15 protein-coding genes are annotated in these 14,305 nt (G+C 45.4%); 8 read left to right on the forward strand and 7 right to left on the reverse strand.

Translation table 11 applies throughout. The features are described from left to right. Positions 1-17: 17 nt before the first annotated feature. Together AAFP14_RS18725 and AAFP14_RS18730 are read left to right on the forward strand one after the other, a co-directional pair. Entirely contained in the window at positions 18-920 is a 903-nt protein-coding gene (locus AAFP14_RS18725; protein ID WP_341733739.1) for an SGNH/GDSL hydrolase family protein, read from the forward strand. A gap of 471 nt (positions 921-1,391) precedes the next feature. Then, on the forward strand, positions 1,392-2,768 hold the full coding sequence (locus AAFP14_RS18730) for an ammonium transporter (protein ID WP_341733740.1): 1,377 nt from the start codon (positions 1,392-1,394) through the stop codon (positions 2,766-2,768). 333 nt (positions 2,769-3,101) lie between these two features. On the opposite strand, the gene AAFP14_RS18735 is transcribed toward AAFP14_RS18730, so the two are convergent. Then, positions 3,102-3,536: a GxxExxY protein gene (locus AAFP14_RS18735; protein ID WP_340522938.1), complete on the reverse strand. Its 435-nt coding sequence runs from the start codon at positions 3,534-3,536 to the stop codon at positions 3,102-3,104. Between the two features lie 134 nt (positions 3,537-3,670). Between AAFP14_RS18735 and AAFP14_RS18740 the strand changes: the two genes are divergently transcribed. Next, positions 3,671-4,876, forward strand: a complete 1,206-nt coding sequence (locus tag AAFP14_RS18740; protein ID WP_341733741.1) for a 4-hydroxy-3-methylbut-2-enyl diphosphate reductase — start codon at positions 3,671-3,673, stop codon at positions 4,874-4,876. Between the two features lie 122 nt (positions 4,877-4,998). Beyond that, complete coding sequence (locus tag AAFP14_RS18745; RefSeq protein ID WP_341733742.1) at positions 4,999-5,496, forward strand: hypothetical protein; 498 nt, start codon at positions 4,999-5,001, stop codon at positions 5,494-5,496. On the opposite strand, the gene AAFP14_RS18750 is transcribed toward AAFP14_RS18745, so the two are convergent. The 3 genes from AAFP14_RS18750 to AAFP14_RS18760 form a co-directional block, all read right to left on the reverse strand. Continuing rightward, the gene (locus tag AAFP14_RS18750) at positions 5,497-6,303 is read right to left on the reverse strand and encodes an MOSC domain-containing protein (RefSeq protein WP_341733743.1); all 807 of its coding nucleotides are present in this window, start codon (positions 6,301-6,303) and stop codon (positions 5,497-5,499) included. It abuts the gene before it with no gap. Positions 6,304-6,408: 105 nt separating this feature from the next. Then, entirely contained in the window at positions 6,409-6,708 is a 300-nt protein-coding gene (locus tag AAFP14_RS18755) for a putative quinol monooxygenase (RefSeq protein ID WP_341733744.1), read from the reverse strand. Between the two features lie 48 nt (positions 6,709-6,756). Next, positions 6,757-7,443: a hypothetical protein gene (locus AAFP14_RS18760; protein WP_341733745.1), complete on the reverse strand. Its 687-nt coding sequence runs from the start codon at positions 7,441-7,443 to the stop codon at positions 6,757-6,759. Positions 7,444-7,473: 30 nt separating this feature from the next. Between AAFP14_RS18760 and AAFP14_RS18765 the strand changes: the two genes are divergently transcribed. Further along, the gene (locus AAFP14_RS18765) at positions 7,474-7,959 is read left to right on the forward strand and encodes a hypothetical protein (RefSeq protein WP_341733746.1); all 486 of its coding nucleotides are present in this window, start codon (positions 7,474-7,476) and stop codon (positions 7,957-7,959) included. Here AAFP14_RS18765 and AAFP14_RS18770 read toward each other — a convergent pair. After that, on the reverse strand, positions 7,953-8,447 hold the full coding sequence (locus AAFP14_RS18770) for a hypothetical protein (RefSeq protein WP_341733747.1): 495 nt from the start codon (positions 8,445-8,447) through the stop codon (positions 7,953-7,955). The two genes, AAFP14_RS18765 and AAFP14_RS18770, sit on opposite strands and share 7 nt — an antisense overlap. A 267-nt stretch (positions 8,448-8,714) precedes the next feature. Here AAFP14_RS18770 and aroA point away from each other — a divergent pair, with 267 nt between their 5' ends. Beyond that, on the forward strand, positions 8,715-10,070 hold the full coding sequence (gene aroA, locus AAFP14_RS18775) for a 3-phosphoshikimate 1-carboxyvinyltransferase (RefSeq protein WP_341733748.1): 1,356 nt from the start codon (positions 8,715-8,717) through the stop codon (positions 10,068-10,070). Positions 10,071-10,287: 217 nt separating this feature from the next. On the opposite strand, the gene AAFP14_RS18780 is transcribed toward aroA, so the two are convergent. Next, positions 10,288-10,725: a CAAD domain-containing protein gene (locus tag AAFP14_RS18780; RefSeq protein ID WP_341733749.1), complete on the reverse strand. Its 438-nt coding sequence runs from the start codon at positions 10,723-10,725 to the stop codon at positions 10,288-10,290. 180 nt (positions 10,726-10,905) lie between these two features. Beyond that, on the reverse strand, positions 10,906-11,913 hold the full coding sequence (locus AAFP14_RS18785) for a 2-hydroxyacid dehydrogenase (protein WP_341733750.1): 1,008 nt from the start codon (positions 11,911-11,913) through the stop codon (positions 10,906-10,908). Positions 11,914-12,093: 180 nt separating this feature from the next. Here AAFP14_RS18785 and AAFP14_RS18790 point away from each other — a divergent pair, with 180 nt between their 5' ends. Together AAFP14_RS18790 and AAFP14_RS18795 are read left to right on the forward strand one after the other, a co-directional pair. Beyond that, positions 12,094-13,059: an N-acetylglucosamine kinase gene (locus tag AAFP14_RS18790; protein WP_341733751.1), complete on the forward strand. Its 966-nt coding sequence runs from the start codon at positions 12,094-12,096 to the stop codon at positions 13,057-13,059. Between the two features lie 224 nt (positions 13,060-13,283). Then, positions 13,284-13,940, forward strand: coding sequence for a hypothetical protein (locus AAFP14_RS18795; protein ID WP_341733752.1), 657 nt, complete (start codon positions 13,284-13,286; stop codon positions 13,938-13,940). The last annotated feature ends 365 nt before the right edge of the window (positions 13,941-14,305 follow it).

Below are 14,305 nucleotides of genomic sequence, written 5' to 3' on the forward strand. Positions count from 1 at the left end.
GCAAATCGCCTGAGTTTATGGAGAAGTTTGGAGGATTTAGCGGACGGAAGAGTCAACGGCTCATATTCGCAAGGGAACGATCTCAAAGAGTTCCCTTTTGGGCTTGGCTATCTCTGTTGACGAATGGGATACTTATAGTCACTGTAGCTCAGCTTGTGCTGGGGGGACAAAACTTGTCAGAAAGCTCCCCAGCCAGTGCAGCCGTTAGTGCTGCTAGGGTTGATGAACAAATGCGCCAGCAAAATCTCCTCAAATCTGTCTCCGATGGGCCGATGGTGGGACAGCGACATAAGTGGACTTACCAGCAGTGGGTAACACAATTAGGCAGGGAAGCTGAGGCGATGGCAGTAAATCGACCCTCCAGGCTGAGTGTTTTGGCTGGGGATTCTTTGAGTATGTGGTTTCCGACGAAGTTGTTGCCGATCGATCGAACTTGGCTGAATCAGGGAATTTCGGGAGAAACTTCAGTGGGTTTGCTGAAGCGGTTACAGTTGTTCGATCGCACTCAACCGGATACGGTGTTTGTGATGATCGGGATTAACGATTTGCTGCGCGGGGCGACAGATGAAGGGATTTTGGACAACCAGCGACAGATTATTCGGGATTTGCGGTGGGCTCATCCCAAGGCACAAGTGGTGGTGCAATCGATTTTGCCCCATAGCGGGGAAGAAGCTACTTGGGAAAATCGCGATCGGCTGTTAGCTATTTCTAATAATCGGATTCGGGAAATCAATCGGCGATTGAAAGAAATTGCAATTTCGGAAAATGTCTTGTATTTGGATTTGCACCCCATGTTTACAGATGCCGACGGCAACCTATTAACTGAACTCAGCACAGATGGGCTGCACCTCAACGATCGAGGTTATTTAGTGTGGCGATCGGCATTGCAACTTTTTGGTCAAATCCAGTTAAAAAATTAGTCATGAGTGATTTCGTGATGGGTTATGAGTGATTAGTAATCACCCATATTTTTCCAATTCTCCCCCATTTATCCTCTCGGTCGTTATTACTCCGTAGTCAGGGGTGATGTCAAGTACCCGTGGATGATTAAGAAAATCTCAGACCAGAAAATTTAGTATATCTGGATACAGAATAACCTACGCCACAAATGGTGCAATCCAAAAGTCACTAAATTGGGGGCGACAGATTGACGGTTTTAGATGAGTCTGCCTATTAGCAGTGGAAAAATTGAGGAGCGGGAATTATCTATTTAAGATTTGTTCCAGTCATACAGGATCTTAAAACCAAATAACTATTGCATCTAACATCCTCACATCTAAAATCGGCTCGGTCAACTCTGCAAATTACTGAGTATTAGAGGTAACACTAACGTGTTCAAAAAAAGTTTAAAGATCGGACTAATTGCAATGTGGTTGTTGAGCGGGCCACTGATGAATAATGCCTTAGCTCAAGACACTGCCCCTGCTGCTGCGGTTGCTGAACCAAACCCGATCGACACGGGCGATACAGCTTGGATGCTAGTTTCCTCAGCAATGGTGCTGTTCATGACACCTGGACTAGCATTTTTCTATGGAGGACTGGTGCGATCGCGCAACGTCCTCAACACCATGATGATGAGTTTGGTGATGATGGGAATGATCGGTGTCACCTGGACTCTGTGGGGTTACAGTTTAGCCTTTGATGTATCAATCAAAGCCCCGGAATTTGGCACAGGACTAGAAAGCTTCATCGGGGGCTTAGACTGGATGTTTTTGAACGGTGTCACAGCCGACAAAATCGATCCCGTCGGCTACGCACCGACAATTCCTCACCAAGTATTCATGGTTTATCAGATGATGTTCGCCATCATCACTCCAGCATTGATTTCTGGGGCGATCGTCGAACGAGTCACCTTTAAAACCTATTTCTGGTTCGTACTACTGTGGTCAACTTTCATCTACTCTCCCTTAGCCCACTGGGTTTGGGGTAGAGGCTGGCTGGGGGCGATCGGCTCCCTCGACTTTGCCGGTGGCACCGTAGTACACATCAGTTCCGGTGTCTCTGCCGTAGTCGCAGCTTGGGTAATTGGACCTCGCAAAGACCATTTGAACAAACCCCACACCCCTCACAACGTCCCCTACGTGTTGCTGGGCATTGGAATGCTGTGGTTCGGATGGTTTGGCTTCAACGGCGGTAGTGCTCTGGGTTCTGGCTCCTTGGCAACTGTAGCTTTTGTCACCACGATGATTTCTACAGCAGCAGGCGGCTTAACTTGGACAATTTTGGAATGGGTACTCAGAGGCAAACCCACAGCAGTGGGAATTGCTAGTGGTTTCCTGGCCGGATTGGTGGGCATCACTCCTGCTGCTGGTTTCGTCCTTCCCATTGGAGCGCTCATGATTGGTTCTATCACTGCGGTGTGTTGCTTCTTTGCCGTTAGCTTGCGGGTGAAACTGGGATTTGATGATACTTTGGATACCTACCCAGTACACGGTCTTGGCGGGACTGTGGGCGCGCTGCTGACAGGCGTGTTTGCGACTAAAGCCGTTAACTCAGCCGGAAATGATGGGCTGCTGTTCGGAAATCCTGGGCTACTGGGAATTCAATTCCTCAGTGTTATAGCTACTTATGTTTTTGCTGCGGTTGGTACTTTTTTGATCCTGAAACTTCTGGGACAGTTTATGGAATTGCGAGTGCCTTCATCTTCTGAAGACCAAGGTTTGGATATTGGTCAACACGGTGAAGAAGCCTACGGCGAGGATTTTGCTGGTGGTTTTAGTGCCTTTGAGTCAGGTTCTCCTTTTGCGCCCAAGAAGGTGGGAAGCTGATTTTTTAGCTAAGTTCGATCGACTTTAGCCTAGAGACGCAGGTATCTGCATCTCTAGGCTTTTTTTTAAGTTTTTTTTAACGAACCGCGAAGACGCGAAGAGCGCGAAGAAGGAAGAGGAGGAAGAAGGTTGAAAGGAGAGAATGATGCGTTGCTCCAATCGCTCTATAGGCTAACTGTTCTACTTGTTCGCCCAAGTGTTTCTTTCTTCTTCCTTCGTGTCCTTCGCGTCTTCGCGGTTCAGTCGTTCTTCCCTCTTTTGGCGCTTTTTTTTAAATTTTTTTTAATGAACCGCGAAGACGCCAAGAGCGCGAAGAAGGAAGAGGAGGAAGGGTTAAGATGTGAGAATTATGCGTTTGATGCCTTCTTTGAGGATGGGAACGTTGAAGTTGATCAGAAGGCCTAGGCTGTTTTTGGTCATTTTAAGATAAGAGATAACTTGGGCTTCATGGATGGGAGTTAGCTTTTCGACAGCTTTTAGTTCGACAATTAGGATATCCCCAACCAGAAAGTCTAATTGACCTTTGCCTACTGGATAACCTTTGTAGGTTATTGCTACTGGCTTTTTAGGTTGACAAGGTATCCCCCGTATCCGAAATTCAATTTCTAAGGATTCCTGGTACACTGACTCTAAAAATCCTGGCCCCGTCAGCCGATGCACCTCAATCGCCGCTCCAATCGCTCTATAGGCTAACTGTTCTACCTGTTCGCCCAGTTGTCTAATTCTTCTTTCTTCTTCCTTCGCGTCCTTCGTGTCTTCGTGGTTCATTCCTTCTTTCCTTTCAATCCGTCGATCGTACAAATATCATATCCCCTCTTCCCTTCGATCGGCCGATCGTCCCGATCGCACCTCACCCGTTCTAAAATTAAAGGTAATTAACGTTAATTTGAAATAGATACACCATGGATACTAAAGCTTTTAAGCGATCGCTACAACAGTCGGAAAATTACCACCGTAAGGGTTTTGGTCATGAAGCTGAGGTTACGCAGGTGATGCAAACGGCTTATCAAAGCAGTCTGATTCAGGAAATTCGGGACAATAATTACAGGCTGGAACGCGGGAATGTCACTATTCGCTTGGCCGAGGCTTTTGGTTTTTGCTGGGGTGTGGAACGCGCTGTAGCTATTGCTTACGAAACTCGTCAACATTTCCCTACAGAACGGATTTGGATTACTAATGAGATTATTCATAATCCTTCTGTGAATCAACATTTGCGGGATATGGCAGTTGGTTTTATTGCTGTTAATTCAGGGGAAAAAGATTTTTCGGTGGTTGATAGTGGTGATGTGGTAATTTTACCGGCTTTTGGGGCTAGCGTTCAAGAAATGCAGTTGCTTAATGATAAGGGCTGCAAGATTGTTGATACAACTTGTCCTTGGGTTTCTAAGGTTTGGAATACTGTTGAGAAGCACAAAAAGAAGGATTATACTTCGATTATTCACGGTCAGTACAAGCATGAAGAAACTGTGGCTACGAGTTCTTTTGCTGATAAATATTTGATTGTGCTGAACTTGGAACAAGCTGAATATGTCAGCGATTATATCATTAATGGTGGCGATCGCCATGAGTTTTTGGCGAAGTTTAGTAAGGCTTATTCGGCTGGTTTTGACCCGGATGTGGATTTAGCACGGGTTGGTATTGCTAACCAAACTACTATGCTCAAAACAGAGACGGAGCAGATTGGTAAGTTGTTTGAAAAGACTATGATGCGTAAGTTTGGACCGGATAAGTTGAACGACCATTTTTTGAGTTTTAATACTATTTGTGATGCTACTCAAGAACGACAAGATGCTATGTTGAGTTTGGTTGATGAAAAGTTGGATTTGATGGTGGTCATTGGGGGTTTTAATTCTTCTAATACGACTCACTTGCAGGAAATTTCGGTCGATCGCGCTATTCCTTCTTATCACATTGATTCTGCAGAACGCATCCTACCAGGCAATCGGATCGAACACAAGCCTTTGGGGGCTGATTTAGCGATCGCTGACGGCTGGTTGCCGGAGGGTAAGATTGTGGTGGGTGTGACTTCTGGTGCTTCGACACCGGATAAGGTGGTGGAGGATGCGATCGAACGTATTTTTCACAGCAGTATTGTTGCTGTTGGTTGATGCCAACGTCAAACCACAGAATATCTAGGTATCGGACTGCTTCAATAAATCTGGTACCTGATATCCAGTCTTGCTATGGCTTAGGTTAAAATGCTAAAATACTCAAAAAATATGGTAGTTAGGTGGACAAACTTCAGGCAGAGATAGAGGCAATTTGCTCTCAAATTGAAACGCTACGACGGGAGCGCCAGCAGATTAGTATTGCCGCGATCGCCCCAGTAGGTGATTCCCCTCAAGCTATCGCCGATGCTTACCGCCGTCACGCCAGGGAAACAGCACAAGTGTCGGCAGAAATCAAGGGGATAGATGATGCGATCGCCGCTTTGTCTGCTCAATTGAGTCACATGGAAAACCACTCGGTTCAGGTGCGAAAATTAAGTCCGATGGAACAGCAAGTGGAAGAAGGTAGAAATCTCGCTCGCACTCATGCTGAACGCATTAATGAATTGGCTGCGGAATTGGCGCAGGAGGTGAAAGGGCTTAAGGCGATCGCCGACCAAATCAGCCCTAGCTATTGGCAGGTATATTACAAGCCTTTTATTACAGGTTTTAAAAGTATTTCTGTTCCTTATGTGCGATCGGACGGCGATGTTTGGACGATCGTCAATCGAGTCGTTTAGCTAAACAGCACTCAAAATATCGGCGAGTTTAACATGACCGCTGTTAATCACTTTGGCTAACACACCAGTTTGTGCGTGACCGAATTCTTGTTGCAGTAAACTGAGTAACGCCATATCCCGATCGCCCGTTTCTGGATTCACTTCTATATTGACACAGCGACCAATTCGTGCTGTAACTTCAATTAGTGCGTTACCTAGTTGAAACTGTTTACCGATTAACTCAAATTCTGACCAAGGTGTCATACCTTCTAACACAATATTCGGGCGAAATCGGCCTACATCAATGTGGCTACCTGCCCTTGCTGTTAATTGGTCTAGTGTTGCTTGACTGAGTAAAGAAATGTGTACGGGTTCTCTGTCAGGATAGCGAGTTTCGCCACTGCTATTTCCTGCTAAATACAAAGGTGAGCGTTGCGGGTGTCTGGCTTCCTTGGTGGGTTCAATGGTGGCTAGATATTCGGTAAAAAAGCTGCTAATGCGATCGCGCCCCGCTGCTGTATTGGTTGCTGCTGTTAATACTTCCACTCCTCGCTGCTTAACTGTTAAAACTGCTGTTTCTGGTTCATACTCACAGGATAGGGCTGCTAAAGCCGGCCAATCGTTTTGGACAGCAAAATGTTTTTTGCTCATCCAAGGCAAATTTTCCGTGAAATTTTTTTCCGTTTCAATATAATCTGCAAAGATTAAGGCAAAAGCTCGATCGCCCTTAATGCCGTGTCCTGATGTTAAGTCCAAGTCAGACATTGGTTGCGGTGTCAGACCTTTAATGGGGTAAGTAAATAATTGTTTTATGGTTGGTGTTGTCATCTTTTTAAGACCAGGTAAATTCAACTATACTCTTCCCCGGCTCCAGGGGAAGTAGGAGGAAAAAAATGGGTTACTAACAGGAACAAATTAGATTTCAACAGTCGCTCAAGCTAGCAATTTATAGCGACGGATATCTGGCGGTGCAACTGCTAAACCTTCTAATTTCATCACAGCCTCTTGAATGTGATTTGAAGCCAGATGTAGTTCCAGTAAATCGGAGCTTTCCCACTCTTCAACAAAGGTAAAATCAGTGGGGTCTGCCTGATTTTGCAGCAGTTCGTATTTGATGCAGCCCGGTTCTTGGCGAGTTGGCTCCATAATGCTCAGTAACAGGGATTTAAGTTCGGCTACTTTTTCGGGAAAGGCGACGAGGCGTGCGACTACTCGCAAGGTTGGTTGTGACATAGGGGCCAGGAAAAAAGAGAAATACAAATAATATGATACCTTCTGGTCTTAATCTTTGGGATAAAAGCGCTTATTTTTGATTGAATATTCCCAGGCGATCGCCTCTGGGTCTTTTTCGCTGCTCCACTGCGCAAACTCTGGCTTGAGTTTCCACTTACCGATGGTGCTAGCGTGAACTTTAAATCTGCGGGATAGTTCGGTCTGGGTAAAAGATATTTTGGGATTTCTAGTGGCTTTTTTGGGGGAAATGGGGAATAAATCAGGACTTTTAATTGAGACTTTTTGCGGATTGGTTTCTGCTGGTTTGACAGGAATTTCTCCGATTTGCCCAGGAATTGTTTCGGCTATATTCCCAGCAGGAGCTACTTGGAAATAATACAAGATTCCGCCTTGCTCTGTCACTTCAAAATCTGCACCAAACTCAGAGGCGCGCTCGTCTAGATACTCTTGAACTTTAGCTCCAGGGAGTTTGGCATTCATCGCCAAATCCAAAGCAGTGACTCGCCCTTGATTTTCCTTGATTAATCGGTAGAAAACTGAGTCTAAATGAGCGATTTTTTGTTTTTGTTGCTGCTGGTACAGCTTGTAAGCCCAACCCATACCTGCGGCGGTGGCGATCGTCCAAAACATCCCTCCCGACTCAAAACTGGCAACCGCCGTTAAGGAAATAGGCAAAAGTAGGGTAAGATATCCCCAAATGTTACCTTTCTGTAGGTTATTGCTGTTTTTTACCATAGTTCCTAAATAGGGACGTAGTGAGGATTAATGTACTTTTTACCAAAACAAATTGCTATCATTCCGCTCGTTGCTGCTTGCTGTCTGTTAACTGTTAGTTGCAACAAAGACAACCGAGTTGTCGAATGTACTAAATTGACAGAAATTGTCACTAAAGGCAACGCACTGATTGAAACTAAAAAAGACAGCAACGATACAGGGACTACCAAGAACTTAGCTAAAGACTTAAACCAAACATCGAAAGAATTAGAGTCTCTGCCAGTGACAGACACCAACCTCAAAGAATTGCAGAGCCAGTCAGTCAAATCGTTCCGGGAAATGGGTCAAGCAATTGGAGACATAGGCAAAGCTCTTGAGGCTGGAAATCGTGCTTCTACAAGTATAGAAGGTCGAGAGCAAATCCGAAAAGCTCAAGCAGATATTATCAAAGCTGGACAGCAGGCGAATGAAGCCGCAGCCACTCAAGATGCTGTGACTCAGAAACTGATTAATTACTGTAAGAGCAAAAGTCAATGATGGATTTCTAAATTCAAAATATATCGACCTAGTTGCACTTTTTCCGACCACAGTTCGTATTCTAATCGCAGGTGTTCCGGTTCCGGCTTTCCTGTGAGAATTAATTGGCGGGTGAAGTTGCGAAGCCGTAACTGTTCAGGAGTTACTAGGGATTCTCCCTGAAGCCAATAACGACTCAGGCCGTACATCCCTCGCTCCCAGCAGTGACGGTAACTGTATTTGCCGTTTCCTTGCATAGTCATCACTACTCGATAGGGGGAAACTTCTAGCCACAGCAACCGCGGTTTTGTAGTAGTTGGTAAGATAGAAACTGGTTCGTTCGAGCCATCGCTAAATGTGCGATCGAGTATGGCTGGTTCGTGCAACAATAAGTGAAAGCGATCGGTGTCTTTTTGATACAGTGTACCAGCAGTTTCAACGACTGACCAGAGGGGTAAATCTGTGGAGATCAGCGATAGACTTACAGGCTTGCGGTGATGCGTCAGCATAATAATAAAAAATCTAGAATTTGTGATGGAAGATCAAAGGATAGAAACCAGCAGATTTTGTCTCATACATCAAAAATGTAACATGGCCGATCGCAAATCTCCAATTGTGTCGATCGTCATTCAAAAGTTAACAGTTTGTAAGCTTACGTAAATACACGGATAGAAATTGTAAACTTTTCGTAATATTTGGTTTTTTTGTGTATATTACTGACTAATGACTAGGAAGACGCTAGGATAACTAACGCCATCTCATCACAGTTTATCTCAATGCAAGCTGCCATTATAACCACTACCCAAATCGGTGAAAGTCAAACTTTAAGCATTCAAAAACCCGCATCTGGCTGGTCGCTACAAGGTCGGATTCGGATTCCGGGCGATAAATCAATTTCTCACCGAGCTTTGATGTTGGGTGCGATCGCCCACGGTGAAACAACTATTCAGGGCCTGCTGCTGGGAGAAGACCCCCGGAGCACTGCTAAATGTTTCTCACTCCTGGGAGCCAAAGTTTCGGAACTCAACACGGAATTGGTAACAGTCGAGGGTGTGGGAATTGGCGCATTAGAGGAGCCTGTGGAAGTCTTGGATGCGGGTAATTCGGGGACGACTATGCGGTTGATGTTGGGGATTTTAGCCTCTCATCCAGGGCGTTTTTTTGCGGTGACGGGGGACAGTTCCCTGCGATCGCGCCCCATGTCCCGTGTCATTAAACCGCTACAACAAATGGGAGCACAAATTTGGGGGCGGCGAAATAATTCTCTAGCACCTTTAGCGGTACTGGGACAGCAATTAAAAGGGATTCACTACCATTCCCCCATCGCCTCGGCTCAAGTTAAATCTTGTATTCTACTGGCAGGTTTGATGGCGGAGGGAGAAACGACTGTTACTGAACCGGCTTTGTCACGAGATCATAGCGAACGAATGTTGCAAGCTTTTGGAGCGAAATTAACGGTAGATCCTGAAACTTGTAGCGTTACAGTGACAGGTTCTGCTCAACTCCAAGGGCAGAAAGTAATTGTACCAGGAGATATTAGTTCGGCGGCTTTTTGGTTAGTTGCTGGGGCGATCGTCCCTGGTTCCGAGTTAGTAGTGGAAAATGTCGGTGTCAACCCAACTCGTACAGGCATTTTGGAAGCTTTAGAAATGATGGGAGCTCACATTGAACTGCAAAATCAGCGGGTGGCGGCTGGAGAACCGGTAGCCGATATTTTGGTGAAGAGTTCCGCCCAGTTGCGGGGATGCACCATTGCTGGTGACTTAATTCCCCGACTGATTGACGAAATTCCGATTTTGGCAGTAGCGGCGACTTTTGCATCTGGTACAACCATGATTCGGGATGCGGCCGAGTTGCGAGTCAAAGAGAGCGATCGGCTAGCTGTGACTGCTGCGGAACTCAACCGCATGGGTGCTCAAATTACCGAGTTACCCGACGGTTTAGAAATTACCGGAGGAACTTCTTTGACCGGCGCTGATGTTGATAGTTACACAGACCATAGAATCGCGATGAGTTTAGCGATCGCAGCCCTGAATGCCAGGGGAACTACTAATATTCATCGAGCCGAAGCTGCGGCTATTTCCTACCCAGATTTTACCGCTACTTTGCAACAAATTTGCCATCCAAATTGATAATAGTTATTGGTTATTGGTTATTGGTTATTTGTTGTTTGTTATTTGTTATTGGTTATTTGTTGTTACAACTAACCACTAACTCTTCGACGCAGTTTGTCCTGCGCTTCGACTGCGCACTGGCCTACCGCCGCGAAGTCGAAGGGCTAGCGGGCAGGGCAACTAACCACTAACCGCTAATCACTCACAAATAACCACTAACCAATAACTACTCTCTTTAAGAATCTTTGCCGATAACTTGTTCTTTTAAAGATTCTATTTCTGCTAGCAATTCTTGGCGATCGGAAGCTTTGAGCAAATAGCGGTAAACAAACCAACCTGCATATCCAAGGCCGATCAATTCAAAAGTTGGGGCTACCAAAGGCACTTCATTCAAAGCATTGAGTACAGCCAGGGTTACTTTGACACTTACGGCACCTGTCAAAATTAAACCCACGGTGACGATCGGCTTTTGATATTCGGCGAAAAAATTGGATACATAGACTGGCAGTTCTGACAAAATCGTCAAAACTTGGTCTTTAATATCTTGGAACTGTCCTGCTGTAGTCTCTGGGGTTTCGATTTTCGCGATCGCACCTGGTTTCTCAATTACCATGTCGATTTTGGTGACTTCAGTGATTGTTTTTGTTTCTTCGGCAAAATTATCCTGTGTCATTTGATACTTTCCTCAATTGTTAAGTTAAATTGCAACCTGAGAATTGCTGCCGTCTAATTATCCGGTAATTAGTACAGCAAAGTTTCACAAATTGCAAGTAAAAAGGACTGACGCAGAAACTGGGTTTAATGAACAAAGATACAGGGTGGACTGCTTTAATCCTGGCAAGCAATGGAGATCTTATTTTTTTACTCGATCGAGGCTGATTTGATTGAGACAAGGGCGTCCTTGTGCAAAATCAGTGATATTGCTGATTGTTGTGGTAGCAATATTTCTCAAAGCTTCCTCAGTGAAAAAAGCTTGATGACCGGTAATTAAGACGTTGGGGAAAGTTAACAGACGCTGAAATATGTCGTCTTGAATTACTTGATTTGACAAATCATCAAAAAACAAGTCGGTCTCTTGTTCGTAAACATCTAAACCCAGGTATCCTATTTTACCAGACTTCAGTCCTTGAGTTACGGCTTTGGTGTCAATCAACTGACCGCGACTGGTATTAACCAGCATCACCCCTTCTTTCATCTGATTGACGGCTGCTGCGTCGATCAGGTGGTAGGTTTCTGGTAGCAGGGGACAATGGAGACTGACGATATCGGCAGTAGCAAATAGTTCTGGTAGCGACAGATATTCCATCCCCATCCCCAGACAATCGGGGTTTTGGGACACATCGTATCCTGTGAGGCGACATCCAAATCCGTGCAGAATTTTGGCGGTAAGTGCACCAATTTTCCCAGTACCAACGATTCCGACAGTTCGTCCGTGCAGATCGAAGCCCAACAGCCCTTCTAGGGCGAAATTGTTTTCCCGGACGCGGTTGTAGGCGCGGTGGATTTTGCGGTTGAGGGATAAAATCAGGGCGACGGCGTGTTCGGCGACGGAAAAGGGAGAATAGGCGGGTACTCTGAGGACAGTGAGTTCTAAGTCGCGGGCTGCTGCTAAATCAACGTGATTGAAGCCGGCGGATCTCAGGGCGATTAAGCGGACACCTGTTTGGGCGATCGCACTTAGTGTTTTGGCATCTAATTGGTCGTTGACGAAGGCGCAGATGGCGGGTAATCCTGTCGCCAAAACGCTTGTTTCCATAGTGAGGCGGGGTTCAAAAAAAACTAAGTCGTGTTGGTCATCGACATTGGCTGCTTCCAGAAATGTGCGATCGTAGGATTTGGTACTGAATACGCCGACTTTCATGATTTTTGCCCAAAATTATGGGAATATTTAGCAATTTTTTCCAAATTAACTGTACACCAAAAATTATACAACTACCACATTTGAATTATGTATTTTAAGAGCCACTAAAAAGAATGTTATAATATTAAGTTGGCATTCAAATTCGGGTGTTGTTTTGCCCGCTTGAGGGAGAATTTTGGCATGAGTTACGTATTTGGCATAGATGGCGGTGGTACTAAGACTATTTGTCTGTTGATGGATGAAAATCAGGTGGTTTTGGGACGCGGTGAAGCAGGGCCATCAAATTATCAAACACTGGGAATAGAGTCAGCCAAACAATCGATTCAATTGGCGATCGAACAAGCTGTAATTTCCGCTAACATCAACCCCGATAGCCATCTAAAAATAGAAGCAATTTGTCTGGGATTAGCAGGAGTCGGACGTCCGAAAGACGTGGAAATCCTGCAATTTTTAGTACAGAACTTGCAGTTGACTCCTAATTTACCCGTTACTCGGTCTTTCGGGCCCAGAAATATTATAATTTCCAGTGATAGCGCGATCGCACTGGTAGGCGGTACGGGCCATCCAGTCGGCCTCGCCATTATTTCCGGTACAGGATCGATTGTTTTCGGACAAAACCGCCTGGGAAAAACTAAACGAGTCGGGGGTTGGGGATATATTTTAGGGGATGAAGGTAGCGCCTACAACATCGCCATTCAGGGTTTGCAAGCTGCTTTGAGGTTCTACGATGGACGGCAAGTTCATACCACACTTGCAGATAAATTTCAAATACATTTAGGCCTAAAAAACCTGGAAGACTTGGTAGAAGTCGTTTACCGACGCGGTTGGGGAGTGAAGGAAATTGCTGCTTTAGCACCCATTGTCGATCGCGCCGCCGCAGAGGGCGATCTTATAGCTGAGGGGATTATGGATAGTGCAGTGGCCGAATTAGTTTTAGCAACAAAAACAGCAATTTCAGGGCTGTTTAACCAAACAGAAGAATTTGAAATTGTGCTGATCGGAGGTGTGTGGGGTGGCGAGGGAAATTGCCAGAGTCGGTTTGAAACTGCTATAAGTGCGATCGCCCCTAACGCCCAAGTAATTGCACCCCGACACGAACCAGCTTTCGGTGCCGGCTTGTTAGCCTTAAATACTCTTAACAATTGAATCTTGAGTCTTGAGTGTATCTACCTTATCTTCCCAAACTTCTAAATTTTCCTGAGTCGATCGATTTTGGGAATTTTTAAAACTTTTGATTATCTACCTTATCTTCCCAACTTGAGGAATTCCCACCTGTCATCATTAAACTATCAAAGGAACGGGAAATCAGAAAAAGTTTAGCAGTTGTGCATTACCAAGTAAAGCAAAACCGAAGCAAGGAGACAATTTATATGATTACTTCTCAAACATGGCGATCGACCACCGCAGCCATCCTCGCCCTAGGAATTACCCTAGGAACCAGTATCCCACTGGTGGTAGCGAATCCCGCCACAGCCCAAAGATACTCCCAATTAGATAGTAGTATCAGAATTCCAGCCGGCAGTATAATTCCAGTGAGCTATGAAAAAGATAAAATTGTTGTTACTCCCGATGAAACTGCACCTTTAAGTTTAAGAGTAGCACGAGACATCCGCACGGCTCAAGGTAGAGTTTTAATCCCCGCAGGTAGTGAAATTGTCGGTCAACTGCAACCTGCTAGAAGGGGTAATCAAAAGGGTACTCAATTTGTGGCTACAGAACTAATTGTTAACCGCCGCCAACGCTATCGGATTGATGGAAATTCTGGCATTATTACCAGAACCGAAAAAATTCAAAAAGGTGCTAACGGAGGTTCCATCGCCCAAGGTGCAGGATTGGGCGCAGCAGCAGCAGCAGCCCTGGCTGGGATTACCGGCGACAAAGCCATCGCCACTGAAGAAGTATTGGGTGGTGCTGGGATTGGTGCTTTAGCGGGGGTATTGTTCGGGCGACGCAGTGTGGATGTGATTGTGATTCGCCCGCAAACAGATTTGGGAATCAGATTGCGATCGGATATCGTCTTGCGCTAAAATCAAACTCTTTCTAATTTCTTTTGGTGTGGGCTTCTTGGCTGCCCAAAAAAGCAATTTAGATGGGTTAAATCCTAGCAGTTTTTAGTGGTAAAACATTGTCGATCGCAAATTTATTATCTCCCGAACATTGGCTAGGCATACTATTCAGGTTATGCCTAGCCTTATTAGTTGGTGGAATTATTGGGTGGGAACTTGAAATACTCACCCCCGCTAAAGCAGCGGTGATTCTTGACGCTTCATAAGAATTAATGCGGGATGCGGGAAACTCAGAGACTTTAGTCCTGAGAGGGAAGCGGCGCGGGGGACTTCAGTCCCCGTGTTCTTTCTTTAGTTGGCCGAGTGATGTGGATCTTCTATATATT

It is taken from the genome of Microcoleus sp. EPA2 (assembly GCA_020882975.1).
GTDB lineage: Bacteria > Cyanobacteriota > Cyanobacteriia > Cyanobacteriales > Microcoleaceae > Microcoleus.

What these genes read in the sequence shown, in the direction of transcription:
- AAFP14_RS18765 (WP_341733746.1), top strand. Translation starts at nt 7,474, where the DNA reads ATGTACTTTTTACCAAAACAAATTGCTATCATTCCGCTCGTTGCTGCT.
- AAFP14_RS18760 (WP_341733745.1), bottom strand. Translation starts at nt 7,443, where the DNA reads ATGGTAAAAAACAGCAATAACCTACAGAAAGGTAACATTTGGGGATAT.
- AAFP14_RS18725 (WP_341733739.1), top strand. Translation starts at nt 18, where the DNA reads ATGGAGAAGTTTGGAGGATTTAGCGGACGGAAGAGTCAACGGCTCATA.
- AAFP14_RS18790 (WP_341733751.1), top strand. Translation starts at nt 12,094, where the DNA reads ATGAGTTACGTATTTGGCATAGATGGCGGTGGTACTAAGACTATTTGT.
- AAFP14_RS18730 (WP_341733740.1), top strand. Translation starts at nt 1,392, where the DNA reads ATGAATAATGCCTTAGCTCAAGACACTGCCCCTGCTGCTGCGGTTGCT.
- AAFP14_RS18795 (WP_341733752.1), top strand. Translation starts at nt 13,284, where the DNA reads ATGATTACTTCTCAAACATGGCGATCGACCACCGCAGCCATCCTCGCC.
- AAFP14_RS18735 (WP_340522938.1), bottom strand. Translation starts at nt 3,536, where the DNA reads ATGAACCACGAAGACACGAAGGACGCGAAGGAAGAAGAAAGAAGAATT.
- AAFP14_RS18750 (WP_341733743.1), bottom strand. Translation starts at nt 6,303, where the DNA reads ATGACAACACCAACCATAAAACAATTATTTACTTACCCCATTAAAGGT.
- aroA (WP_341733748.1), top strand. Translation starts at nt 8,715, where the DNA reads ATGCAAGCTGCCATTATAACCACTACCCAAATCGGTGAAAGTCAAACT.
- AAFP14_RS18785 (WP_341733750.1), bottom strand. Translation starts at nt 11,913, where the DNA reads ATGAAAGTCGGCGTATTCAGTACCAAATCCTACGATCGCACATTTCTG.
- AAFP14_RS18755 (WP_341733744.1), bottom strand. Translation starts at nt 6,708, where the DNA reads ATGTCACAACCAACCTTGCGAGTAGTCGCACGCCTCGTCGCCTTTCCC.
- AAFP14_RS18780 (WP_341733749.1), bottom strand. Translation starts at nt 10,725, where the DNA reads ATGACACAGGATAATTTTGCCGAAGAAACAAAAACAATCACTGAAGTC.
- AAFP14_RS18740 (WP_341733741.1), top strand. Translation starts at nt 3,671, where the DNA reads ATGGATACTAAAGCTTTTAAGCGATCGCTACAACAGTCGGAAAATTAC.
- AAFP14_RS18770 (WP_341733747.1), bottom strand. Translation starts at nt 8,447, where the DNA reads ATGCTGACGCATCACCGCAAGCCTGTAAGTCTATCGCTGATCTCCACA.